The sequence below is a fragment of the Collinsella bouchesdurhonensis genome, assembly GCF_900155365.1.
Taxonomy (GTDB): domain Bacteria; phylum Actinomycetota; class Coriobacteriia; order Coriobacteriales; family Coriobacteriaceae; genus Collinsella; species Collinsella bouchesdurhonensis.
On record NZ_LT699743.1, the window covers coordinates 49580 to 66124 of the forward strand.

Sequence of the window (16545 nt, forward strand, 5' to 3'; positions counted from 1 at the left end):
ATCGACCCAACAAACACAAGGGAGGTCTCGACGTGACACTCCGCCCGAAGCAAAACGAACGGCAAACGAACCACAAAGCATCAAATGGCAGGCGCTCCGCCACACGACCGGGCACCACGGGCGCCGGCAGCAGACAGCACAAACGTAACCGTCTGTCCTCCCCTCTTGCACGCCTTGTAAACCAATGGTGGAACCGCCTGATTGGCGCTATCTACGAGGGGTCCCTTTCCGAGCAGGAAGCAGAATACGAATCCGGCTCCACCGGGCGCGACTACATCTGGAACACCGTGGGCACAAGCATCTGGGGCATGGTCTTCCCGCTGCTCACCATTGTATGCACGCAGCTCGTGGGCGCCGAGCAGGCGGGCATGTTCTCCATGGCCTTTGTGGCGGGCACGCTTTTGATGATTCTTTCGAACTTTGGCGTGCGCACCTTCCAGGTATCCGACATCGACGAGGCCACCTCGTTTTCCTCCTACCAGCTCAATCGCTGGCTCACCTCGCTTCTGGCGCTCCTCGTTGGTATCGCCTATTGCATGCTGCGCGCCTACGACGCGGCGATGTTCACGCTCTCTATGGGCATCTATGTATATAAGATCGTCGACGGCATGGCCGATGTCTACGAGGGACGCCTGCAGCAGGCAGACAAGCTCTACCTTGCAGGCATGAGCCAGGCGCTGCGCTCGGTTGCCGTGGTCGCGATCTTCAGCGTGATGCTTTTCATCACGCGCAGCCTACCTGTGGCTTGCGTCGCCGCGGGCGTGGTGGCCGTGCTCTCCCTTGTATTCATGACGTTTCCGCTGTCGTTACTGGAGACGGAAAAATCCGGCCCGTGGCGCATGCGCGAGGTGGGCGGGCTCTTTCGCCAGTGTTTCCCGCTTTTCTCGACGCTTTTCCTGTTCAACCTTATTGAAAGCTGCCCCAAGTTTGCCATGGAAAGCATGATGGGCTACGACGCACAGCTCTACTTTAGTGCGCTGTACTTCCCTGCGCAGGCGATTTTGCTCGCCGTGGGCTTTGTGTACAAGCCGCAGCTCCTGCGTCTGGCAAACATCTGGTCAAACCCGCGCAGGCGCCGCCGCTTTGACCTTATCATGCTTGCCGTGCTGGCCGTTGTGGTTGTGCTCACGCTCGCTGTCATCGCCTTTATGGGTTGGATTGGCATCGGCATCATGAGCTTTATGTACGGTATCGACTTTACCGAGTACCGTATGCTCGCGTTTCTCATGGTGGCCGCCGGCGGCCTTACCGCGGCAATCGACTTTTTGTATCAGATCATCACCGTGCTGCGCCACCAGGACCTAGCAACCAAGCCGTACCTTATCTCGTTTGGCGCGGCAATCGTGCTCTCAATCGTGCTGGTGCGCATCTTTGGCCTGCTGGGTGCCGTGCTGAGCTACCTTGCGGTCATGGCGCTGCTGCTCGTTTTGCTCACGATGCAGTACGTGCGCATCCGCGGTATCATCTCGCGCACCACCGGCGACCCGTTCGCGCGCAGGCCGCACTACAAGTAGCCGGGAACACGGCCCAGACTACTCTCACTCGGCGATGTCCCCGTACCACACGTGGCGATCGTCCAGACGCATCACGCCCACGCGGCCAACGCCTGCGCCCGCCGCAGCGGAGCAATCGATAGCAAGATGGTCTGCCACGCCGCCGGTATCATGCGTGGGCCCCACCTCGACCATGCAGCCCAGGCCGTCCTTGTTGCAGCCCGTGCCACACATGTTTGCGGCATAGCGGAACAGCAAACTCGAAGGCGTGTGCCCCGCAATCACCACGGGGCCTCGCCCGTCAGGGCCCACAAGCCCCGTAGGCACGCCCCAAAAGGCCTCGCGAATCCAAAGAAGATCCTCTTCATCCTGAGCAGCCATGGCCTGACGCAGCACATCAATGGGAACGTCCGCATAGCCGTCCTCGCCGGTATAGCCCGCACCCGCGAGCCAGCACGTAAAAGCCCTGGGTTCTATGCCAGCATGCGCCAACAGGTATGTCCTATCCCCCACTTCAATCGCATCTGATAGCGGCAGCTCGCGAATCCACTCGATAACGGCGCGATACTCCGCGAGGGGCAGGGCATCAAACTGGGCGGACGTGGTGTAGCCACCGTTTCGCTCCCAGGTAAAGATATCCATCTGGCTTCCGCGCTCGATGGCGTTGAGCATCAGGCGCTCGTGGTTGCCCATCAAAACATGAACGTTGGGCAAGCTTCGCACCAGATTGATGACGCCCACCGGCTCCGGACCGCGATCAATCATATCGCCCAGCACGTACACGGTATCGTCCGCACCGGGGGCGGCCTGCTCGAGCGCTTGGTCGAGGGCGCGCAGATGCCCGTGGGCATCGGAGGTGATATACGTCGCCATATGGGGCACCATCCTTAAACGTCAACTTGAACGTTATTGTATACGCACAAGGGCAGGTTGACAAAGTTTGAGGTATATCCAGTTGAGAGTTCATGACGATGGCGCCAGATGGGTGCGCCGGCGGTTTTCAATCGACCATCTGGGTAGGATTAAAAGCGTTGGACCGTATCGCCCTGGCAGCGACCTCGCTGCATCGCTCGAAAGACGAGACCGCATGAACATGATTCTGCTCTTTGTAGGCGCCGTTATCATCGCCTGCATCCTACTCAAGCCCATCGCGGCCAAACTTCCCTTCCCCACGCTGCTCATCTTTATCGCCCTCGGCATGTTCTTGGGAAGCGACGGGCCGCTGCATATCAACTTTAACGACTTCAAGGCAACCGAGAGCGTCTGTACCGCAGCCCTTATCTTCATCATGTTCTACGGTGGCTTTAACACCAACATCGAGCGCGCACGCCCGGTGGCCGCCCCCGCCGTCTTGCTCTCCACCGCAGGCGTAGTGATCACCGCCGGCCTCACCGCGGTGTTTGCCCATGTTGCCTTGCGCTTTGATTGGCCGCTGGCGCTCCTTTTGGGCTCCGTCATCTCGTCCACAGACGCCGCAAGCGTTTTTTCCGTCCTGCGCGAGCACCGGCTTTCGCTCAAGGGTGGCACCGACTCGCTGCTCGAGGTCGAGTCTGGCTCCAACGACCCGCTCGCCTACATGCTCACTGCCGTGTTTAGTGCCCTGGCGCTGGGCGAAGCCGTCAACCTGCCCGTGCTTATCGCGCAGCAGATTGTCTTTGGCGCCGCGTTTGGCTTGGCGTTTGGCTGGGTTGGCATGAAGCTTGCCTGCCGCATGAACCTCGAGTCTCAAAGCGAGACCATCGTGCTTATCGCCATCGCGCTGCTCTCGTTTGCGGTACCCAGCCAGCTGGGCGGCAACGGATTTCTCTCTGTGTACCTGGCGGGCATCGTGCTGGGCGCCTCGGACATTCCCTCCAAGCGCGAGATGGTGCATGTCTTTGACGTGCTCACCGAGATGGCCGAGATGGCGATCTTCTTTTTGATTGGCCTTTTGGTGACCCCCACCCGCCTGCCGCAGGCCATTCTGCCGGCACTAGGCCTTGTGCTCTTTATGCTCTTTATTGGCAGGCCGGTGGCGGTGTGCGCGATCATGCCGCCGCGCCGAGAACGCCTGGGACAGATTGGCCTGGTATCCTGGGCGGGCTTGCGCGGTGCCGCCTCGGTGGTCTTTGCGCTGTTCACCGTGGTGTCTGGCGTGCCGGGCAGTCGCGACCTTTTTGACCTGGTGTTTATGGTCGCCATCATCTCCATCGTGATGCAGGGCTCGCTTTTGCCCGCCGTGGCCAAACGTCTAAAGATGATTGACAAGGCAGGCGACGTAGGCCGCACCTTTAACGATTATCAGGAGGAGACCGACCTTTCGTTTATCAAGCTCAAGGTAGACGCCGGGCACCCCTTTGCCGGACGCAGCCTGGCACAGATTGGCGAGGCGGCAAGCATGCTCGTCGTCTTGATATTGAGGCATGGCGCCGAGCCCGTTATCCCCAACGGCGATACCGTGATCGAGACGGGCGATCTGCTTGTGCTTGCCGCGCCCACCTTTGAGGAGCGCGCCGGGGTCTCGCTGCGCGAGCATCACATTGGCGAGCATCACCACTGGGCAGGGTGCGCCCTGCACGAGCTTCCACACGGGGGGCGACGCTTTATCGTCGTGTTACTCAAACGCGAGGGCGAGACGATCATTCCCAACGGCGATACGCAATTGCTGCCGGGAGACGACGTGGTCATAGCCACTCTGGGATAGAAAAACGGAGGCGGCGGGCGATTGAATTTTGCCCGCTGCCCCGTTGCGTTAGCGCACGTTTATGCCCAGCTCTTGCGCGATACGCAAGAGCTCCTGGGGATCCGCACGTTCAATGCGCGCAAGGTCTATGAGCGCCGGCCCCGCCCCTACCGCGAACGCCGTGCCGCAGTAGTCCATCAAAAAGGCCCGCAGGCCCTCGAAGTCGGGGGTATCGTCATCGGTATATGACATGGCTGGAAGTCTCCTTCTACGCGCGGGCGTTGGCTTTCATTTTAGTCTTTGGTCGTTCGGACCCACAGGATTCGGCTGCAGATGCCGCATAGGTTGTGCGGTGTCGCCGCTGCGACACCATGCCGAATGCTCACACGGGCGCGTAGGGCTGGACATGGAAACCAAACGGCAAAAATCGCAGAGAACTCCGCCAGAAAGCCAAACTCCCTGCTAGATTGACGAACATATGTTTGGTGTTTATAATTATTACTTGAATAGACGCCCCGTCTCGTGGTATAAATGGATTGCGTTCCTTTATGGAGGGCAGTCAAGGGCCGGGGGATCACCCCGGCATTTTTATTTTTAGGGAGACTGCATCGTGAAGGAGCTTTCCGTTTTCGTCGATGAATCCGGCAACTACGGAGGGCGCAGCGCTAAATACTATTTGATAACGCTTGTTTTCCACGATCAATCAGCATCTATCGTCGAACCCATCGAAAATTACGAGCATGCACTTAGAACACGTGGACTTCCGGATATTCCACTCCATATGAACCCCCTGATGCACGGCAATGAATCATACAAGGCCATGGACACTCGCATGCGAAGTCGACTTCTTGCAGGCTTTGCCTCGTTTGCGAGCAAATGCCCCATCACATATGCAACGTTCAGCTACCAGAGAGACAGATTCACCAACGATGAAACCATGTTCGCAAGGATGCGGCGTGATTTGGTTCTCTTTTTTATTCGATACGCTGCAGTCTTTTCAAGAGTACGACGCTGTCAAGATTTACTACGACAATGGACAAAACGAAGTAACCAACGTCCTCCATGCGGCGTTCGGATACGTTCTTGGAGCCCAGGCAGTCATTTATAAAGAATGCGACCCAAGGCACTTCAGGCTCCAGCAAATTGCAGACTATATCTGTGAAATCGAACTAGCGAGGATTAAATACGAAAGATCTGAGCAATCGAAAACCGAACAGATCTTCTTTGGAAGCTACCGAGATTTCAAGAAAAACCATCTTAGAAAAATACGAACGAAACGCATCCGGTAGACCCGAACTACAATTCGAGCCATAAAGAAATCGGTACTCTCGAATAGAAGGACCTCCAAGAGCCGGGGAAGTCCCCTGGCATTTTATGCGCAGACCCCGAGGGCACACATGAAGGAGCTCTCGCCCGTTATCAATAAACTCGGCAAGCGTGCCGCATTAAAAGCGCCCGAAGCAAATTGCTCATGCAGCAATCTCCATGTAACAGAATCGTAAACCATAGAGAAATACTCGGATTAGCATGCTAAAGTGGCCGTACCTCAGAGTCTGTTTTTGGAGGTTTGTTTTATGGCCCGCGTGCACAACTTCTCGGCCGGCCCCGCCGCGCTTCCCGAGAGCGTCTTGACGCAGATTGCAAACGAGATGCTCGATTACCAGGGTTGCGGCATGTCCGTCTTGGAAATGAGCCACCGGTCGAGTATGTACCAGCAAATCATCGACGACGCCGAGGCCACGCTTCGCCGTTTGCTCGATATTCCGCAAAACTACCGTGTGATTTTCCTACAGGGCGGCGCCACGCTGCAATTTGCGGGCATCCCCATGAACTTCATGCGCACCGGTCGCGCCGGTTACGTGGTCACGGGCAACTTTGCCAAGAAGGCCTGGAAAGAGGCAACCAAGTACGGCGATGCCGTCAAGCTCGCCTCAAGCGAAGGCACCGATTTCGACCGTATCCCCGCGCTCGCCCCCGTGCGCGAGCGCGCGGCCGCAGGCGACCTTGATTACGTCTACATCTGCCAAAACAACACCATCTTTGGCACCATGTTCCACGAGCTGCCCGAATGCGGCGACACTCCCCTTTTTGCCGACGTCTCGAGCTGCTTTCTTTCGCAGCCACTCGATATTTCGCGCTACGGCCTGGTCTATGCAGGCGCGCAGAAAAATGCCGGCGCCGCGGGTGTCACGGTGATCATCGTGCGCGACAACCTGCTGGAAGACGGCCCGGCCTTCGCGCAAACCCCCCAGTACATGGACCTGCGTCTGCAGGCTCAAAAGGGCTCCATGCTCAACACGCCCAACACCTTTGGCATCTACGTATGCGGCAAGGTCTTTCGCTGGGTGGAAGAAACCGGCGGCCTTAAGGCCATGGCGCAGCGCAACTGGGCAAAGGCAAACCTGCTCTACGATTTGCTCGACAACAGCCAGCTCTTCCATGGCACGGCGCAAAAGGACAGCCGCTCCATCGCCAACGTCACGTTCCGCACCGATTCCGACGAGCTCAACGCGCGGTTTGTCGCCGGCGCGCACGAGCGCGGCATCGAGAACATCAAGGGGCATCGCCTGGTAGGCGGCATGCGCGCAAGCGTCTATAACGCCGTTACCATGGAAGATGTCGAGGCACTCGCCGCTTACATGCACGAGTTTGAAGCCGAGCACGCACCGTCTCCGCGATCTTTGTAGCCTGCGACAACGCGGGCCCACCTCAGCTGTATCACCATTGCCGCCACGCGCGGCGTTCCCCACAAGGAGACTTCCATGCGTAAAATCAAAACCATCGACGACATCACCAAAGACGGCGCGGTCGAATTTGGCAACGGCTACGAGTTTGTAGACAAGGCCGAGAACGCCGACGCCATCCTCATGCGCTCGACCGACTTGCACGGCTACGAGCTGCCCGAAGGCATTCGCGCTATTGCTCGTTGCGGCGCAGGTGTGAATAATATCCCCATCGAGGAGTACGCCAAGCGCGGCGTCGTGGTATTTAACTCCCCCGGCGCCAACGCCAACGCCGTGAAGGAGATCGTGCTTGCCGCCCTCATCCTTTCCAGCCGTGGCGTGGTGCAGTCCATGCAATGGGTGCGCGACAACGCCGAGGACCCCAACATCCTGGTCAACGCCGAGAAGGCCAAGAAGGCCTTTGTGGGCCGTGAGCTCAAGGGCAAGCGCATCGGTGTGATTGGCCTGGGCAACGTGGGTTCCAAGGTGGCCAATGCCTGCGTGGACCTGGGCATGGACGTATATGGCTACGACCCGTTCATTTCCGTTGAGCACGCGTGGGCTCTCTCGCAAAGCGTTCAGCGCGTGGGTACCCTCGAGGACCTTTGCCGCGGCTGCGATTACCTGACGGTACACGTGCCCAGCAAGGCCGATACCATTAGCATGATCTCGACCGAGCAGCTTGACCTGCTGGCCCCCGGCGCCGTGCTCATCAACTACGCGCGCGAGACCATCATCGACGAGGACGCCGTGGACGCCGCCCTGCGCGAGGGCAAGCTCTCCTGGTTCTCCTGCGACTTTGCCACGCCCAAGACGGTCAAGATGCCCAACACGTTTATTACCACGCACTCGGGCGCCGGCACCGGCGAGGCCGAGGCAAACTGCGCCGATATGGCCATTTCCGAGCTCAAGGATTACCTGGAGAACGGCAACATCGTCCACTCCGTTAATTACCCCGCCTGCAGCATGGGCAAGGCGCGCGCCGCAAGCCGTATTGCCTGTTTGCACGCAAACGTGCCCAATATGATCGGTCAGATCACGGCCATCCTTGCCAAGGACAACGCCAACGTGCAGCGCATGGTCAACGAGAGCGCCGGCGAAAACGCCTACACCATGTTCGATACCGACGAGCATCTGGATGCCACGACCATCGAGGCCCTCAAGCAGATTCCCGCGATCTACCGCGTGCGCGTGATCAAGTAGCGCCTCCGGCAGTACCGCCGCGCGGCTCTGCGGCGCATCGCGGCATAGGCAGAGCAAGCCGCCTCGCATGTTCTTTGGAACCTGCGAGGCGGCTTTTTGCTGCTGGGCGACCGTGAACAATCGGCCGTGAACGGTCGTTTTGGAGCCGTGCGCGGCAAAATGTGACAAATTAAACCTGTCGGCTTTTTGTCACATTAGAGGGAGAGGCGGGTGGCGACCTCGGTGGCGCAGGCCATGGCGTCGGCGATGGCGTTGACCACAAGGGAACTGCCGGTGTGGGCGTCGCCTGCTACGTAGACGGGAGTGGTTGCTTCGGCCGTGCGACGCGCCTGGTGCGCGGCGGGCTCGGTCACGGGCAGGGGACGTCCCTCGGTAGCCATCTGGACGTCCAGAGCATCGAAAACGTCATGCTCGGGGCCGGTAAAGCCGCAGGCGATGAGCACGAGCTGCGCGGGATACTCGCGCTCGGTATCATCCAGGCGCTCGGGCTTGCCATGACTCCAGTCCAGGTCGACCACGCGCAGGGCGCGTGCGGCGCCCTCCTTATCAAGTTCGACCTCGAGCGTATCGATCGCCCACTCTCGCATTTCGCCGCCCATCAAAGCAATGGCTTCCTGCTGCCCGTAATCGGTCTTCTTAACGTTGGGCCACTCGGGCCATGCGTTGTTGGGCAGCGGCTTATCGGGTGCGGCGGGCAAGAACTCAAACTGTCGTACGCTCTTGGCACCCTGGCGCACTGCCGTGCCCACGCAATCGTTGCCTGTGTCGCCGCCGCCAATGACGATGACGTCGAGGCCCTTGGCGCTGATAGCGGGCTCTCCCCCATCGAGAACGGCCTTGGTAGACGCCGTAAGGTAATCGACCGCATAGACCACGCCGGGCGCATCGATATTGCGGGCGCCGAGGCCACGCGCCGCGCGAGCACCCGCTGCAACAACTACAGCATCGCTCTGCTCAAGAAGCTCCTTTGCCACCGTAGGATCTGCCGCATCGGTATCGCAGGCAAACTCGATACCCAGCTCTTCCATAAGGTCGCAACGACGTTTCACGATATCTTTCTCGAGCTTCATGTTGGGGATACCGTACATGAGCAGACCACCGGGGCGGTTATCGCGCTCAACCACACGCACGCGAGCACCACGGCGCGCAAGCTCCCATGCTGCCGCCAGACCGGCAGGACCGGAGCCAATCACAGATACGAGTGGGGCATCCTCGTCCGCAGGCTCAAAGCGACGCGGACCGCCCGTCGCCCACTCGTGGTCGGAGATGGCACGCTCGTTATCGTGAATGGTCGTGGGCTCACCGTCCACCGAACCCAGGTTACAGGCGGCCTCGCAAAGCGCTGGGCACACGCGGCTCGTAAACTCCGGCAGCGGGCTTGTGAGCGCCAGGCGCTCCGCGGCCTCTTTCCAGCGCCCGCGATACACCAGCTCATTCCACTCAGGGATAAGGTTATGCAGCGGGCAGCCCGATGGGCGCGCCTTGCCAAACGAGGCGCCCATCTGGCAAAACGCCACGCCGCACATCATGCAGCGGCTCGCCTGGATGCGACGCGCATCGTCATCCAGCTCAACATACAGCTCATCAAAATCGCGCACGCGCTCGTCCACCGGACGCAGCGCATGGGCCGTGCGATCATGCTCAAGAAACGCTCCTGGCTTACCCATGACTAGCGTCCCTCCTTCTGGTTCATAGCGCATGCGGGGCATGCGGCGGGTGCGGATGCGGGTGCGGTGGCACCGCGCGTGACGATCTCGAAGGCAAGCTCCTCGGCCTGCGCATGGGTCTTGCCCGCACGCTCGGCATCGGCCACGATCCGCAAGACGCGCTCGTACTCGGTGGGGATAACCTTCACAAAGTGGCGCGAAAGAGCAGCGAAGCGATAGAGCAGCTTGATGCCGCGCGGGCTTGCCGTATAGCGCACGTGCTCCTCGATGAGCGCACGAATCTGCTCAAGCTCGGCATCGGTCGGGGCCTTGAGCTCCACGCTCTCCTGGTTGCAGCGAGAGGCCAGCGTGCCGTACTCGTCAAAGACGTAGGCCACGCCGCCGGTCATGCCAGCGGCAAAGTTTTGGCCCACCTCGCCAAGCACCAGAGCGCATCCACCCGTCATGTACTCGCAGCCATGGTTGCCGCAGCCCTCCACCACCACGGTGGCGCCGGAGTTGCGTACGGCAAAACGCTGGGCTGCAAGGCCGTTGATAAAGCCGCGGCCCGAGGTGGCACCAAAGAAGGCGACGTTGCCCACGATGATGTTCTCGTCAAACTTATAGGTTGCACTCTCGTTGGGACGCACCGAGACAATGCCGCCTGAAAGACCCTTGCCAAAGTAGTCGTTGGCGTCGCCGCGCACGTTGAGCGTAATGCCCGCGGGCAAAAACGCGCCAAAGCTCTGGCCGGCGGAGCCGTCGCAGTCGATGGTAATAGAACCCTCCGGCAGGCCCTCGGGATGCGCACGCGTCACCTCACTGCCCAAGATGGTGCCCACGCAGCGGTTGACGTTGGCGATATCGGCACGGAAGTGCACCGGACGCAGATGGCGGCGGGCATCGGCCGTAAGCGGCACGAAGAGCGTGGAGTCAAGTGCGCGCTCCAAGCCGGAATCGGCAGCCATCTCGGGCAGATAGTGCTTGCCATCGGCACCCTCGATATGGGCGCCAAAGGTACACTCGCCGGGAGCGAGCAACGCGGAAAGATCGAGCAGATTTGCCTTCCAGTTGCCCTCGACCTCAACCTGTTGCAGGCACTCGGGGTGGCCCACCATCTCCTCGACGGTGCGGAAGCCCAGGCGAGCCATGACCTCGCGCATCTGCTCGGCCACAAACAGCATGAAGTTCTCAACGTACTCGGGCTTGCCGCGGAATCCGCCGCGCAGACGGCAGTTTTGCGTAGCGATGCCGGCCGGGCAGGTGTCCTGCTGGCAATCGCGCTGCATAAGGCAGCCCATGGTGATGAGCGGCATGGTGGCAAAGCCAAACTCCTCGGCGCCCAGCAAGCATGCCACGGCGACGTCGGTGCCGTCCATGAGCTTGCCGTCGGCCTCAAGCACCACGCGGGAGCGCAGGCCGTTTTGCAGCAGCGTCTGCTGAGCCTCGGCAAGACCAAGCTCGAGCGGCAAACCAGCATGCCAGACGGAATCGCGCGGAGCAGCACCCGTTCCGCCGTTATGGCCAGAGATTAAAATCTTGTTGGCAGCGCCCTTTGCAACGCCTGTGGCGATGGTGCCCACGCCCGCCTCGGAGCAGAGCTTGACCGATATGCGCGCGCCCGGGTTGGCGTTTTTAAGGTCGAAGATAAGCTCGGCCAGATCCTCGATGGAATAGATGTCGTGGTGAGGCGGCGGCGAGATGAGGCCGATGCCGGGCGTGGATTGGCGCACCTCAGCAATCCAGGGGTACACCTTCTTGCCGGGCAGGTGGCCGCCCTCGCCGGGCTTGGCGCCCTGGGCCATCTTGATCTGAATCTCGATAGCCGAGCACAGATAGCGGCTCGTCACGCCAAAGCGTGCCGAAGCGATCTGCTTGATGGCGGAGTTCTTGGAGTCGCCGTTGGGAAGCGGCGTCTCGCGACGCGGATCCTCGCCGCCCTCGCCGGAGTTGGAACGGCCGTGCAGGCGATTCATGGCAATAGCCATGCACTCGTGTGCCTCCTGGCTAATGGAGCCGTAGCTCATGGCGCCGGTGTTAAAGCGTCGCACGATGTCGCGCGCACTCTCCACCTCGTCAAGCGCCACTGGCGTGCGCCCGCCCGCGTTAAAGTCGAGCAGGTCGCGCAGGCGAACGGCACGGCCGGCCCGGTGCACATGAGCGCTGTACTCCTGGAACAGGTCGTAATCACCCTGCTGACAGGCACGCTGCAGCAGGTAGATGCTCTGCGGGTCGATAAGATGGTCCTCGCCAACCACCGGACGCCACTTGGTAAGGCCAAGGGTGGGCAGCTGGTTGGGGGCTGCGGTCTTTAAGATGGCAAGGGCATCGTCATAGCGCTTGTTCTCCTCGCGCTCGACATCGGCTATGCCCATGCCGCCCACGCGCGAGACGGTGCCGGCAAAATAGCGGTCGATAAACTCGTCATTAAAGCCCACGGCCTCGAAGATCTGCGCAGAGTGATAGCTCTGCACCGTGGAAATGCCCATCTTGGACATGATGGAGACGATACCCGCCGTCACGGCGCGGTTGTAGTTGGCAATGCCCTCCTCGGCAGAAACGTCCAGGTCTCCGCGCGCGGCGAGGCCGCGGATGCAATCGTGTGCCATATAGGGGTAGATGCCACTTGCGGAGTAGCCCACCAGGGTTGCGAAATCGTGCGCGCACAGGGCGTCGCCCGTCTCGACCACAAGGTCGGCAAAGGTGCGAACGCCGGCGCGGATCAAGTGGTTATGCACAGCGCCCGTGGCCAAAAGCGATGGGATGGGGACCTCACCTGCGGCAGCGCGGTCGGAAAGCACCACGATATTCACGCCGTCGCGAACAGCGGACTCAACGTCTTGCGCTAGCTTGTCGAGCGCACAAGCCAAGGCACCGGGAGCATCGTCGCGCTTATAGACCGCACGGAAACGCGCTGTCTTGAAGCCCACGTGATCAATGGCGCAGATAGCTTCGAACTGCTCCTTATCCAGCAGCGGACGCGGCAGGCGCACCAGCTGGCAGGCGGTGCGGGAATCCTCAAGCAAGTTACCGTGGTTGCCCAGGTACAGCTTGGTCGAAGTCACAAAGCTCTCGCGCAACGCGTCGATCGGCGGGTTTGTAACCTGCGCGAACAGCTGATAGAAGTAATCAAAGAACGAACGGTTCTTCTTGGAGAGCACTGCAAGCGGCGCATCGATGCCCATAGAGGCCAGAGGCACCTTGCCTGCCTGCGCCATGGGACGCACCGCCTCGTCGACGTCGTCCCAGTGGTAGCCCAAACGGGCCATGCGCACAACCTCGGGAACATCGGCGTCCTCGCAGGGAGGCTCGGTCTTAGCGGCATCGAGGTCCTCGATATCGAGCGTCTCCTCGGCAATCCAGTCGCGATAGGGCTTTTGCATGGCAAGGGCACGGCGAATCTCGTCGTTGTACTTCACGCGGCCCTGCGCAAAATCGACCTCGAGCATCTCGCCCGGGCCCAAGCAGCCCGCCGTAAGCACATTTGCCGGATCGATTTCGATGGTGCCCACCTCGGAGGAGAGCAGGAAGCGGTCGTCACGCGTCACATAATAGCGAGCCGGGCGCAGGCCGTTGCGATCGAGCGCGGCGCCCAAGGTACGACCGTCGGTAAAGGCGATTGCGGCAGGACCGTCCCAGGGCTCCATAAGCATGGACTGGTAGGCGTCGTAGGCACGACGTGCCTCGGACAGATTCGCGTTGTGGTCCCACGGCTCGGGCAGCAGCAAAGAGACAGCGCGCGTGAGGGGTCGCCCGTTCATGACCAGGAACTCAAGGACGTTGTCGAGAATGGCGGAGTCGGAACCTTCGCGGTTAATGATAGGCAGCACGCGCTCAAGGTCGTGCTGGAGCACCGGCGAGTAGAGGTTTGGTTCGCGGGCGCGAATCCAGTTGACGTTGCCCTTGAGGGTATTGATCTCGCCGTTGTGGATGATGTAGCGGTTGGGGTGCGCGCGCTCCCAACTGGGCGTGGTGTTGGTGGAATAACGGGAATGGACAAGGGCCACCGCCGTCTTGACCGCAGCATCGTTGAGGTCGATAAAGAAGCGGCGCATCTGCGTAGCCACGAGCATGCCTTTGTAGACCACGGTGCGCGAACTCATGGAGCAAACGTAGAAGATCTTTCCCTTCAGGGAATACTCGGCATCGGCACGCTTCTCGACGGTGCGTCGGCAAACGTACAGGCGGCGCTCAAAGTCGTCACCGGCCTCAACGCCCTCGGGGCGGCCCAAAAACGCCTGCAGGATCGTAGGCATGCAGGCACGGGCCGTCTCGCCCAGATCATGCGGGTCTACCGGGACGCGACGCCAAAACAGCAAGGGCACGCCGGCCTCGGCACAGCCTTCTTCAAAGACGCGGCGCGCGTCTTCAACACCGCATTCGTCCTGCGGGAAAAAAAGCATGGCAACGCCGTAATCGCCCTCGGCGGGCAGAATCTGACCGCACTTCTGTGCTTCTTTGCGGAAAAAATGATGCGGAACCTGAAAGAGGATGCCGGCACCGTCGCCGGTGTTTTTCTCCAAACCCGTGCCGCCACGGTGCTCCAAATTGACGAGTACCGAAAGCGCATCGTCCAAAATCTGATGGCTCTTTTGTCCATGAAGATTAGCGAGCGCGCCAATGCCGCACGCGTCGTGTTCGAACTCAGGACGATACAGTCCCTGATGGTGCTGGTCAGCGGGATTTCCCTGCTCCTGCATCGTTTACCTCCCCGATAGCTTCTAGCTCCATCACGCACACACAGTATTCACGTAGTGCGTGAGGGCTCCATACTACGGCGGTAGGTTTACGGAGATGTTTCCCCGCTGTTTCGAAACATATGCGTAACGCGTACGCAAAAAACGAACGCGGGGCGAGACCCTATGGCCTCGCCCCGCGTTGGGAAACGCATGATGTATCTAGCACATGTTACTCGTCGACGCGCTCAAACTGATCGGGGCCCACGCCGCATACCGGGCAAACGTAGTCCTCCGGCAGCTCAGGCGTATCGACCTCGACCTCGTAGCCGCAAACGGTGCAGACAAACTTGTAGGTCTTCTTCTCTTCAGCCATGATGTCCTCCCTAGAACTGGCTATGTACTTATTAATAGTATAAGTTCCTATTTAATAAACGCAAGTCTTTTCATGCCAGTTGAGCAAAAAGAAACGGCCTCCCAAAGGAAGCCGTAATTGAAGTCGCCATGACGCCCGCGCACCCGCATGGCTGAGATGCCGTAGAGCGGTTTGACCGAGGAGGGTACCACGCCTAGCGTGCGGCGCCCGACGATTGAGCACCGAAGTGTGGTGCCCCCGTTCACGCCCCTGCGGGGCTGGGGTGCCGCAGGTTGTCGCGAAAGAGGAGCGCAGCGTACACAAGGTACGTAAGCGACGATTGGACGCCAAGATTCTGCGCCCGACCCCGTCGCCCTTCCTGCGTGGCTGAGATGCCGCAGATCGGCGTGAAAGAGGAGGGCGCACGCCTTGCGTGCGGCGCCCGACGATTGAGCGCCGAGGTGCGGCATCTCAGCCGCGCAGGCGTGTTTTGAGGGCTCGGTCGATCTCCCGCTGCACATCGCGCTTGGCCATATCTTCGCGCTTGTCATAGAGCTTCTTGCCGCGGCCCAAACCAAGGAGCAGCTTCACGCGGCCCGAATCGTTAAAGTACAGCTCCAGTGGAACAAGCGCATAGCCGCGGTTACGCAGCTTGCCATCCAGGTAATCAATCTCTTTACGATGAAGCAAAAGCTTCTTGCGACGATCGGGGTCGCGGTTCCACACGCCGCCGTTGCTGTACGGATGGATGTGCAGGCCCACAAGCCAGCACTCTCCCCCACGGATAATCGCAAAGGTGTCCGTAATCTGGCAGGCGCGCTCGCGAATGCTTTTCACCTCGGCACCGGCAAGCTCAACACCGCATTCGATGGTCTCGTCGATAAAATACTCGTGGTGCGCCGAGCGGTTTTTAGAGATGAGCTTGTGCTCCTTCTTACTGGGCATTGGCGCCACCCTCGTTATCTGCCTCGCGAATCATCTTGATCAGCGCGGAGCAAGCCTCCTTGCCAATAAGCCCGTTTGCGCGTGCCGTATACTCGGCAGCCCGGGCGCGGTCCCCCGCCATTGCGGCATCGGACGCACAGATGAGCAGGCAGATGGCAACATCGGCCGAAGGACTCGTGGGAATGCCCTGGATCGAGAGCTCGCCCATAACATGGTCGTCGGAATCCTTAGCGACCTCGGGATGTTCCTTGGCAAGGCGGTCCATCAGCGCTACCGTGCGCGCATCGGCAGGAGCCAAGCGCACGGCCAGGCGCGCGCACCCAGAAGCGGCAACGGCGTTGTCCTGGTCGATAAAGAGCTGGCCCAGATTGGAATAGGCGCGCGCGGCGACGCGACCATCGGAAGCGCGCTCGAGCACAGAGTTGGAGAGTGCCGCCCACTCCTGAATATCGCCCAGCGCACGGAAAATCTCGGCCAAATCAAGACGATACTTGCAGTTCATGGGGTTCCAGCGCACCGCTTGAACAAGCGCATCGCGTGCGCGCTCGTAATCTTGCTGCTGAATACACACGTATGCTACATCGGAATACAGGCGATCAAACGGAGCCGGCACCGCAACGATACGGCGCGGATCATGCTCAACGCGCGCATAGCATAGACGCTCAAAGGAGTCCTGGAAGCTAAAGTACTGCACCTCGTCCGTTGCCTGGCACTCCTCGGCAATATACTCCTCGGCAAGCTCCAGATAACGCTCAAGCATCTGCGATGCCGTCGAAATGTCGCCCGCCGCCAGATACGTCTCGGCGTACTCGATATCTTGTTCGGAAATCGGCGTTTCCACA

The 16545-nt window shown here is 60.2% G+C and carries 12 protein-coding genes; 5 read left to right on the top strand and 7 right to left on the bottom strand.

The window, feature by feature from the left end:
- Positions 1-32 precede the first annotated feature (32 nt).
- A complete protein-coding gene (locus tag BQ9843_RS06475; RefSeq protein WP_230205630.1) occupies positions 33-1514 on the top strand; it encodes a lipopolysaccharide biosynthesis protein in 1482 nt (493 codons plus the stop codon).
- 24 nt (positions 1515-1538) lie between these two features.
- Here BQ9843_RS06475 and BQ9843_RS06480 read toward each other — a convergent pair whose 3' ends face one another.
- Positions 1539-2366, bottom strand: a complete 828-nt coding sequence (locus BQ9843_RS06480; protein WP_075844380.1) for a metallophosphoesterase family protein — start codon at positions 2364-2366, stop codon at positions 1539-1541.
- A 214-nt stretch (positions 2367-2580) separates the two neighbouring features.
- Here BQ9843_RS06480 and BQ9843_RS06485 point away from each other — a divergent pair, with 214 nt between their 5' ends.
- Complete coding sequence (locus tag BQ9843_RS06485; protein WP_075844381.1) at positions 2581-4176, top strand: potassium/proton antiporter; 1596 nt, start codon at positions 2581-2583, stop codon at positions 4174-4176.
- Between the two features lie 48 nt (positions 4177-4224).
- On the opposite strand, the gene BQ9843_RS06490 is transcribed toward BQ9843_RS06485, so the two are convergent.
- Positions 4225-4407 (bottom strand): hypothetical protein, encoded by a 183-nt coding sequence (locus tag BQ9843_RS06490; RefSeq protein ID WP_075844382.1) that lies wholly within the window; start codon positions 4405-4407, stop codon positions 4225-4227.
- 704 nt (positions 4408-5111) lie between these two features.
- Here BQ9843_RS06490 and BQ9843_RS08885 point away from each other — a divergent pair.
- From BQ9843_RS08885 to BQ9843_RS06505, 3 genes are all read left to right on the top strand, one after another.
- Positions 5112-5444: a hypothetical protein gene (locus tag BQ9843_RS08885; protein WP_230205631.1), complete on the top strand. Its 333-nt coding sequence runs from the start codon at positions 5112-5114 to the stop codon at positions 5442-5444.
- 285 nt (positions 5445-5729) lie between these two features.
- The gene (serC, locus tag BQ9843_RS06500; protein WP_075844383.1) at positions 5730-6842 is read left to right on the top strand and encodes a 3-phosphoserine/phosphohydroxythreonine transaminase; all 1113 of its coding nucleotides are present in this window, start codon (positions 5730-5732) and stop codon (positions 6840-6842) included.
- A gap of 75 nt (positions 6843-6917) precedes the next feature.
- Positions 6918-8081, top strand: a complete 1164-nt coding sequence (locus BQ9843_RS06505) for a phosphoglycerate dehydrogenase (protein WP_075844384.1) — start codon at positions 6918-6920, stop codon at positions 8079-8081.
- A 194-nt stretch (positions 8082-8275) separates the two neighbouring features.
- On the opposite strand, the gene BQ9843_RS06510 is transcribed toward BQ9843_RS06505, so the two are convergent.
- From BQ9843_RS06510 to BQ9843_RS06530, 5 genes are all read right to left on the bottom strand, one after another.
- Positions 8276-9748 carry a glutamate synthase subunit beta gene (locus BQ9843_RS06510; protein WP_075844385.1) on the bottom strand — a complete coding sequence of 491 codons (1473 nt, stop codon included), beginning with the start codon at positions 9746-9748 and terminating at the stop codon, positions 8276-8278.
- A gap of 2 nt (positions 9749-9750) precedes the next feature.
- Positions 9751-14427 (bottom strand): glutamate synthase large subunit, encoded by a 4677-nt coding sequence (gene gltB / locus BQ9843_RS06515; protein WP_075844386.1) that lies wholly within the window; start codon positions 14425-14427, stop codon positions 9751-9753.
- A 208-nt stretch (positions 14428-14635) separates the two neighbouring features.
- A complete protein-coding gene (locus BQ9843_RS06520; protein ID WP_022386650.1) occupies positions 14636-14779 on the bottom strand; it encodes a rubredoxin-like domain-containing protein in 144 nt (47 codons plus the stop codon).
- A 450-nt stretch (positions 14780-15229) separates the two neighbouring features.
- Positions 15230-15703 (bottom strand): SsrA-binding protein SmpB, encoded by a 474-nt coding sequence (gene smpB, locus BQ9843_RS06525; protein WP_022386649.1) that lies wholly within the window; start codon positions 15701-15703, stop codon positions 15230-15232.
- The gene (locus BQ9843_RS06530; RefSeq protein WP_075844387.1) at positions 15693-16544 is read right to left on the bottom strand and encodes a tetratricopeptide repeat protein; all 852 of its coding nucleotides are present in this window, start codon (positions 16542-16544) and stop codon (positions 15693-15695) included. The genes smpB and BQ9843_RS06530 overlap by 11 nt, the downstream gene beginning before the upstream one ends.
- Between the last annotated feature and the right edge of the window lies 1 nt (position 16545).

What these genes read in the sequence shown, in the direction of transcription:
- BQ9843_RS06480 (WP_075844380.1), bottom strand. Translation starts at nt 2,366, where the DNA reads ATGGCGACGTATATCACCTCCGATGCCCACGGGCATCTGCGCGCCCTC.
- BQ9843_RS06485 (WP_075844381.1), top strand. Translation starts at nt 2,581, where the DNA reads ATGAACATGATTCTGCTCTTTGTAGGCGCCGTTATCATCGCCTGCATC.
- BQ9843_RS06490 (WP_075844382.1), bottom strand. Translation starts at nt 4,407, where the DNA reads ATGTCATATACCGATGACGATACCCCCGACTTCGAGGGCCTGCGGGCC.
- serC (WP_075844383.1), top strand. Translation starts at nt 5,730, where the DNA reads ATGGCCCGCGTGCACAACTTCTCGGCCGGCCCCGCCGCGCTTCCCGAG.
- BQ9843_RS06505 (WP_075844384.1), top strand. Translation starts at nt 6,918, where the DNA reads ATGCGTAAAATCAAAACCATCGACGACATCACCAAAGACGGCGCGGTC.
- BQ9843_RS06510 (WP_075844385.1), bottom strand. Translation starts at nt 9,748, where the DNA reads ATGGGTAAGCCAGGAGCGTTTCTTGAGCATGATCGCACGGCCCATGCG.
- gltB (WP_075844386.1), bottom strand. Translation starts at nt 14,427, where the DNA reads ATGCAGGAGCAGGGAAATCCCGCTGACCAGCACCATCAGGGACTGTAT.
- BQ9843_RS06520 (WP_022386650.1), bottom strand. Translation starts at nt 14,779, where the DNA reads ATGGCTGAAGAGAAGAAGACCTACAAGTTTGTCTGCACCGTTTGCGGC.
- smpB (WP_022386649.1), bottom strand. Translation starts at nt 15,703, where the DNA reads ATGCCCAGTAAGAAGGAGCACAAGCTCATCTCTAAAAACCGCTCGGCG.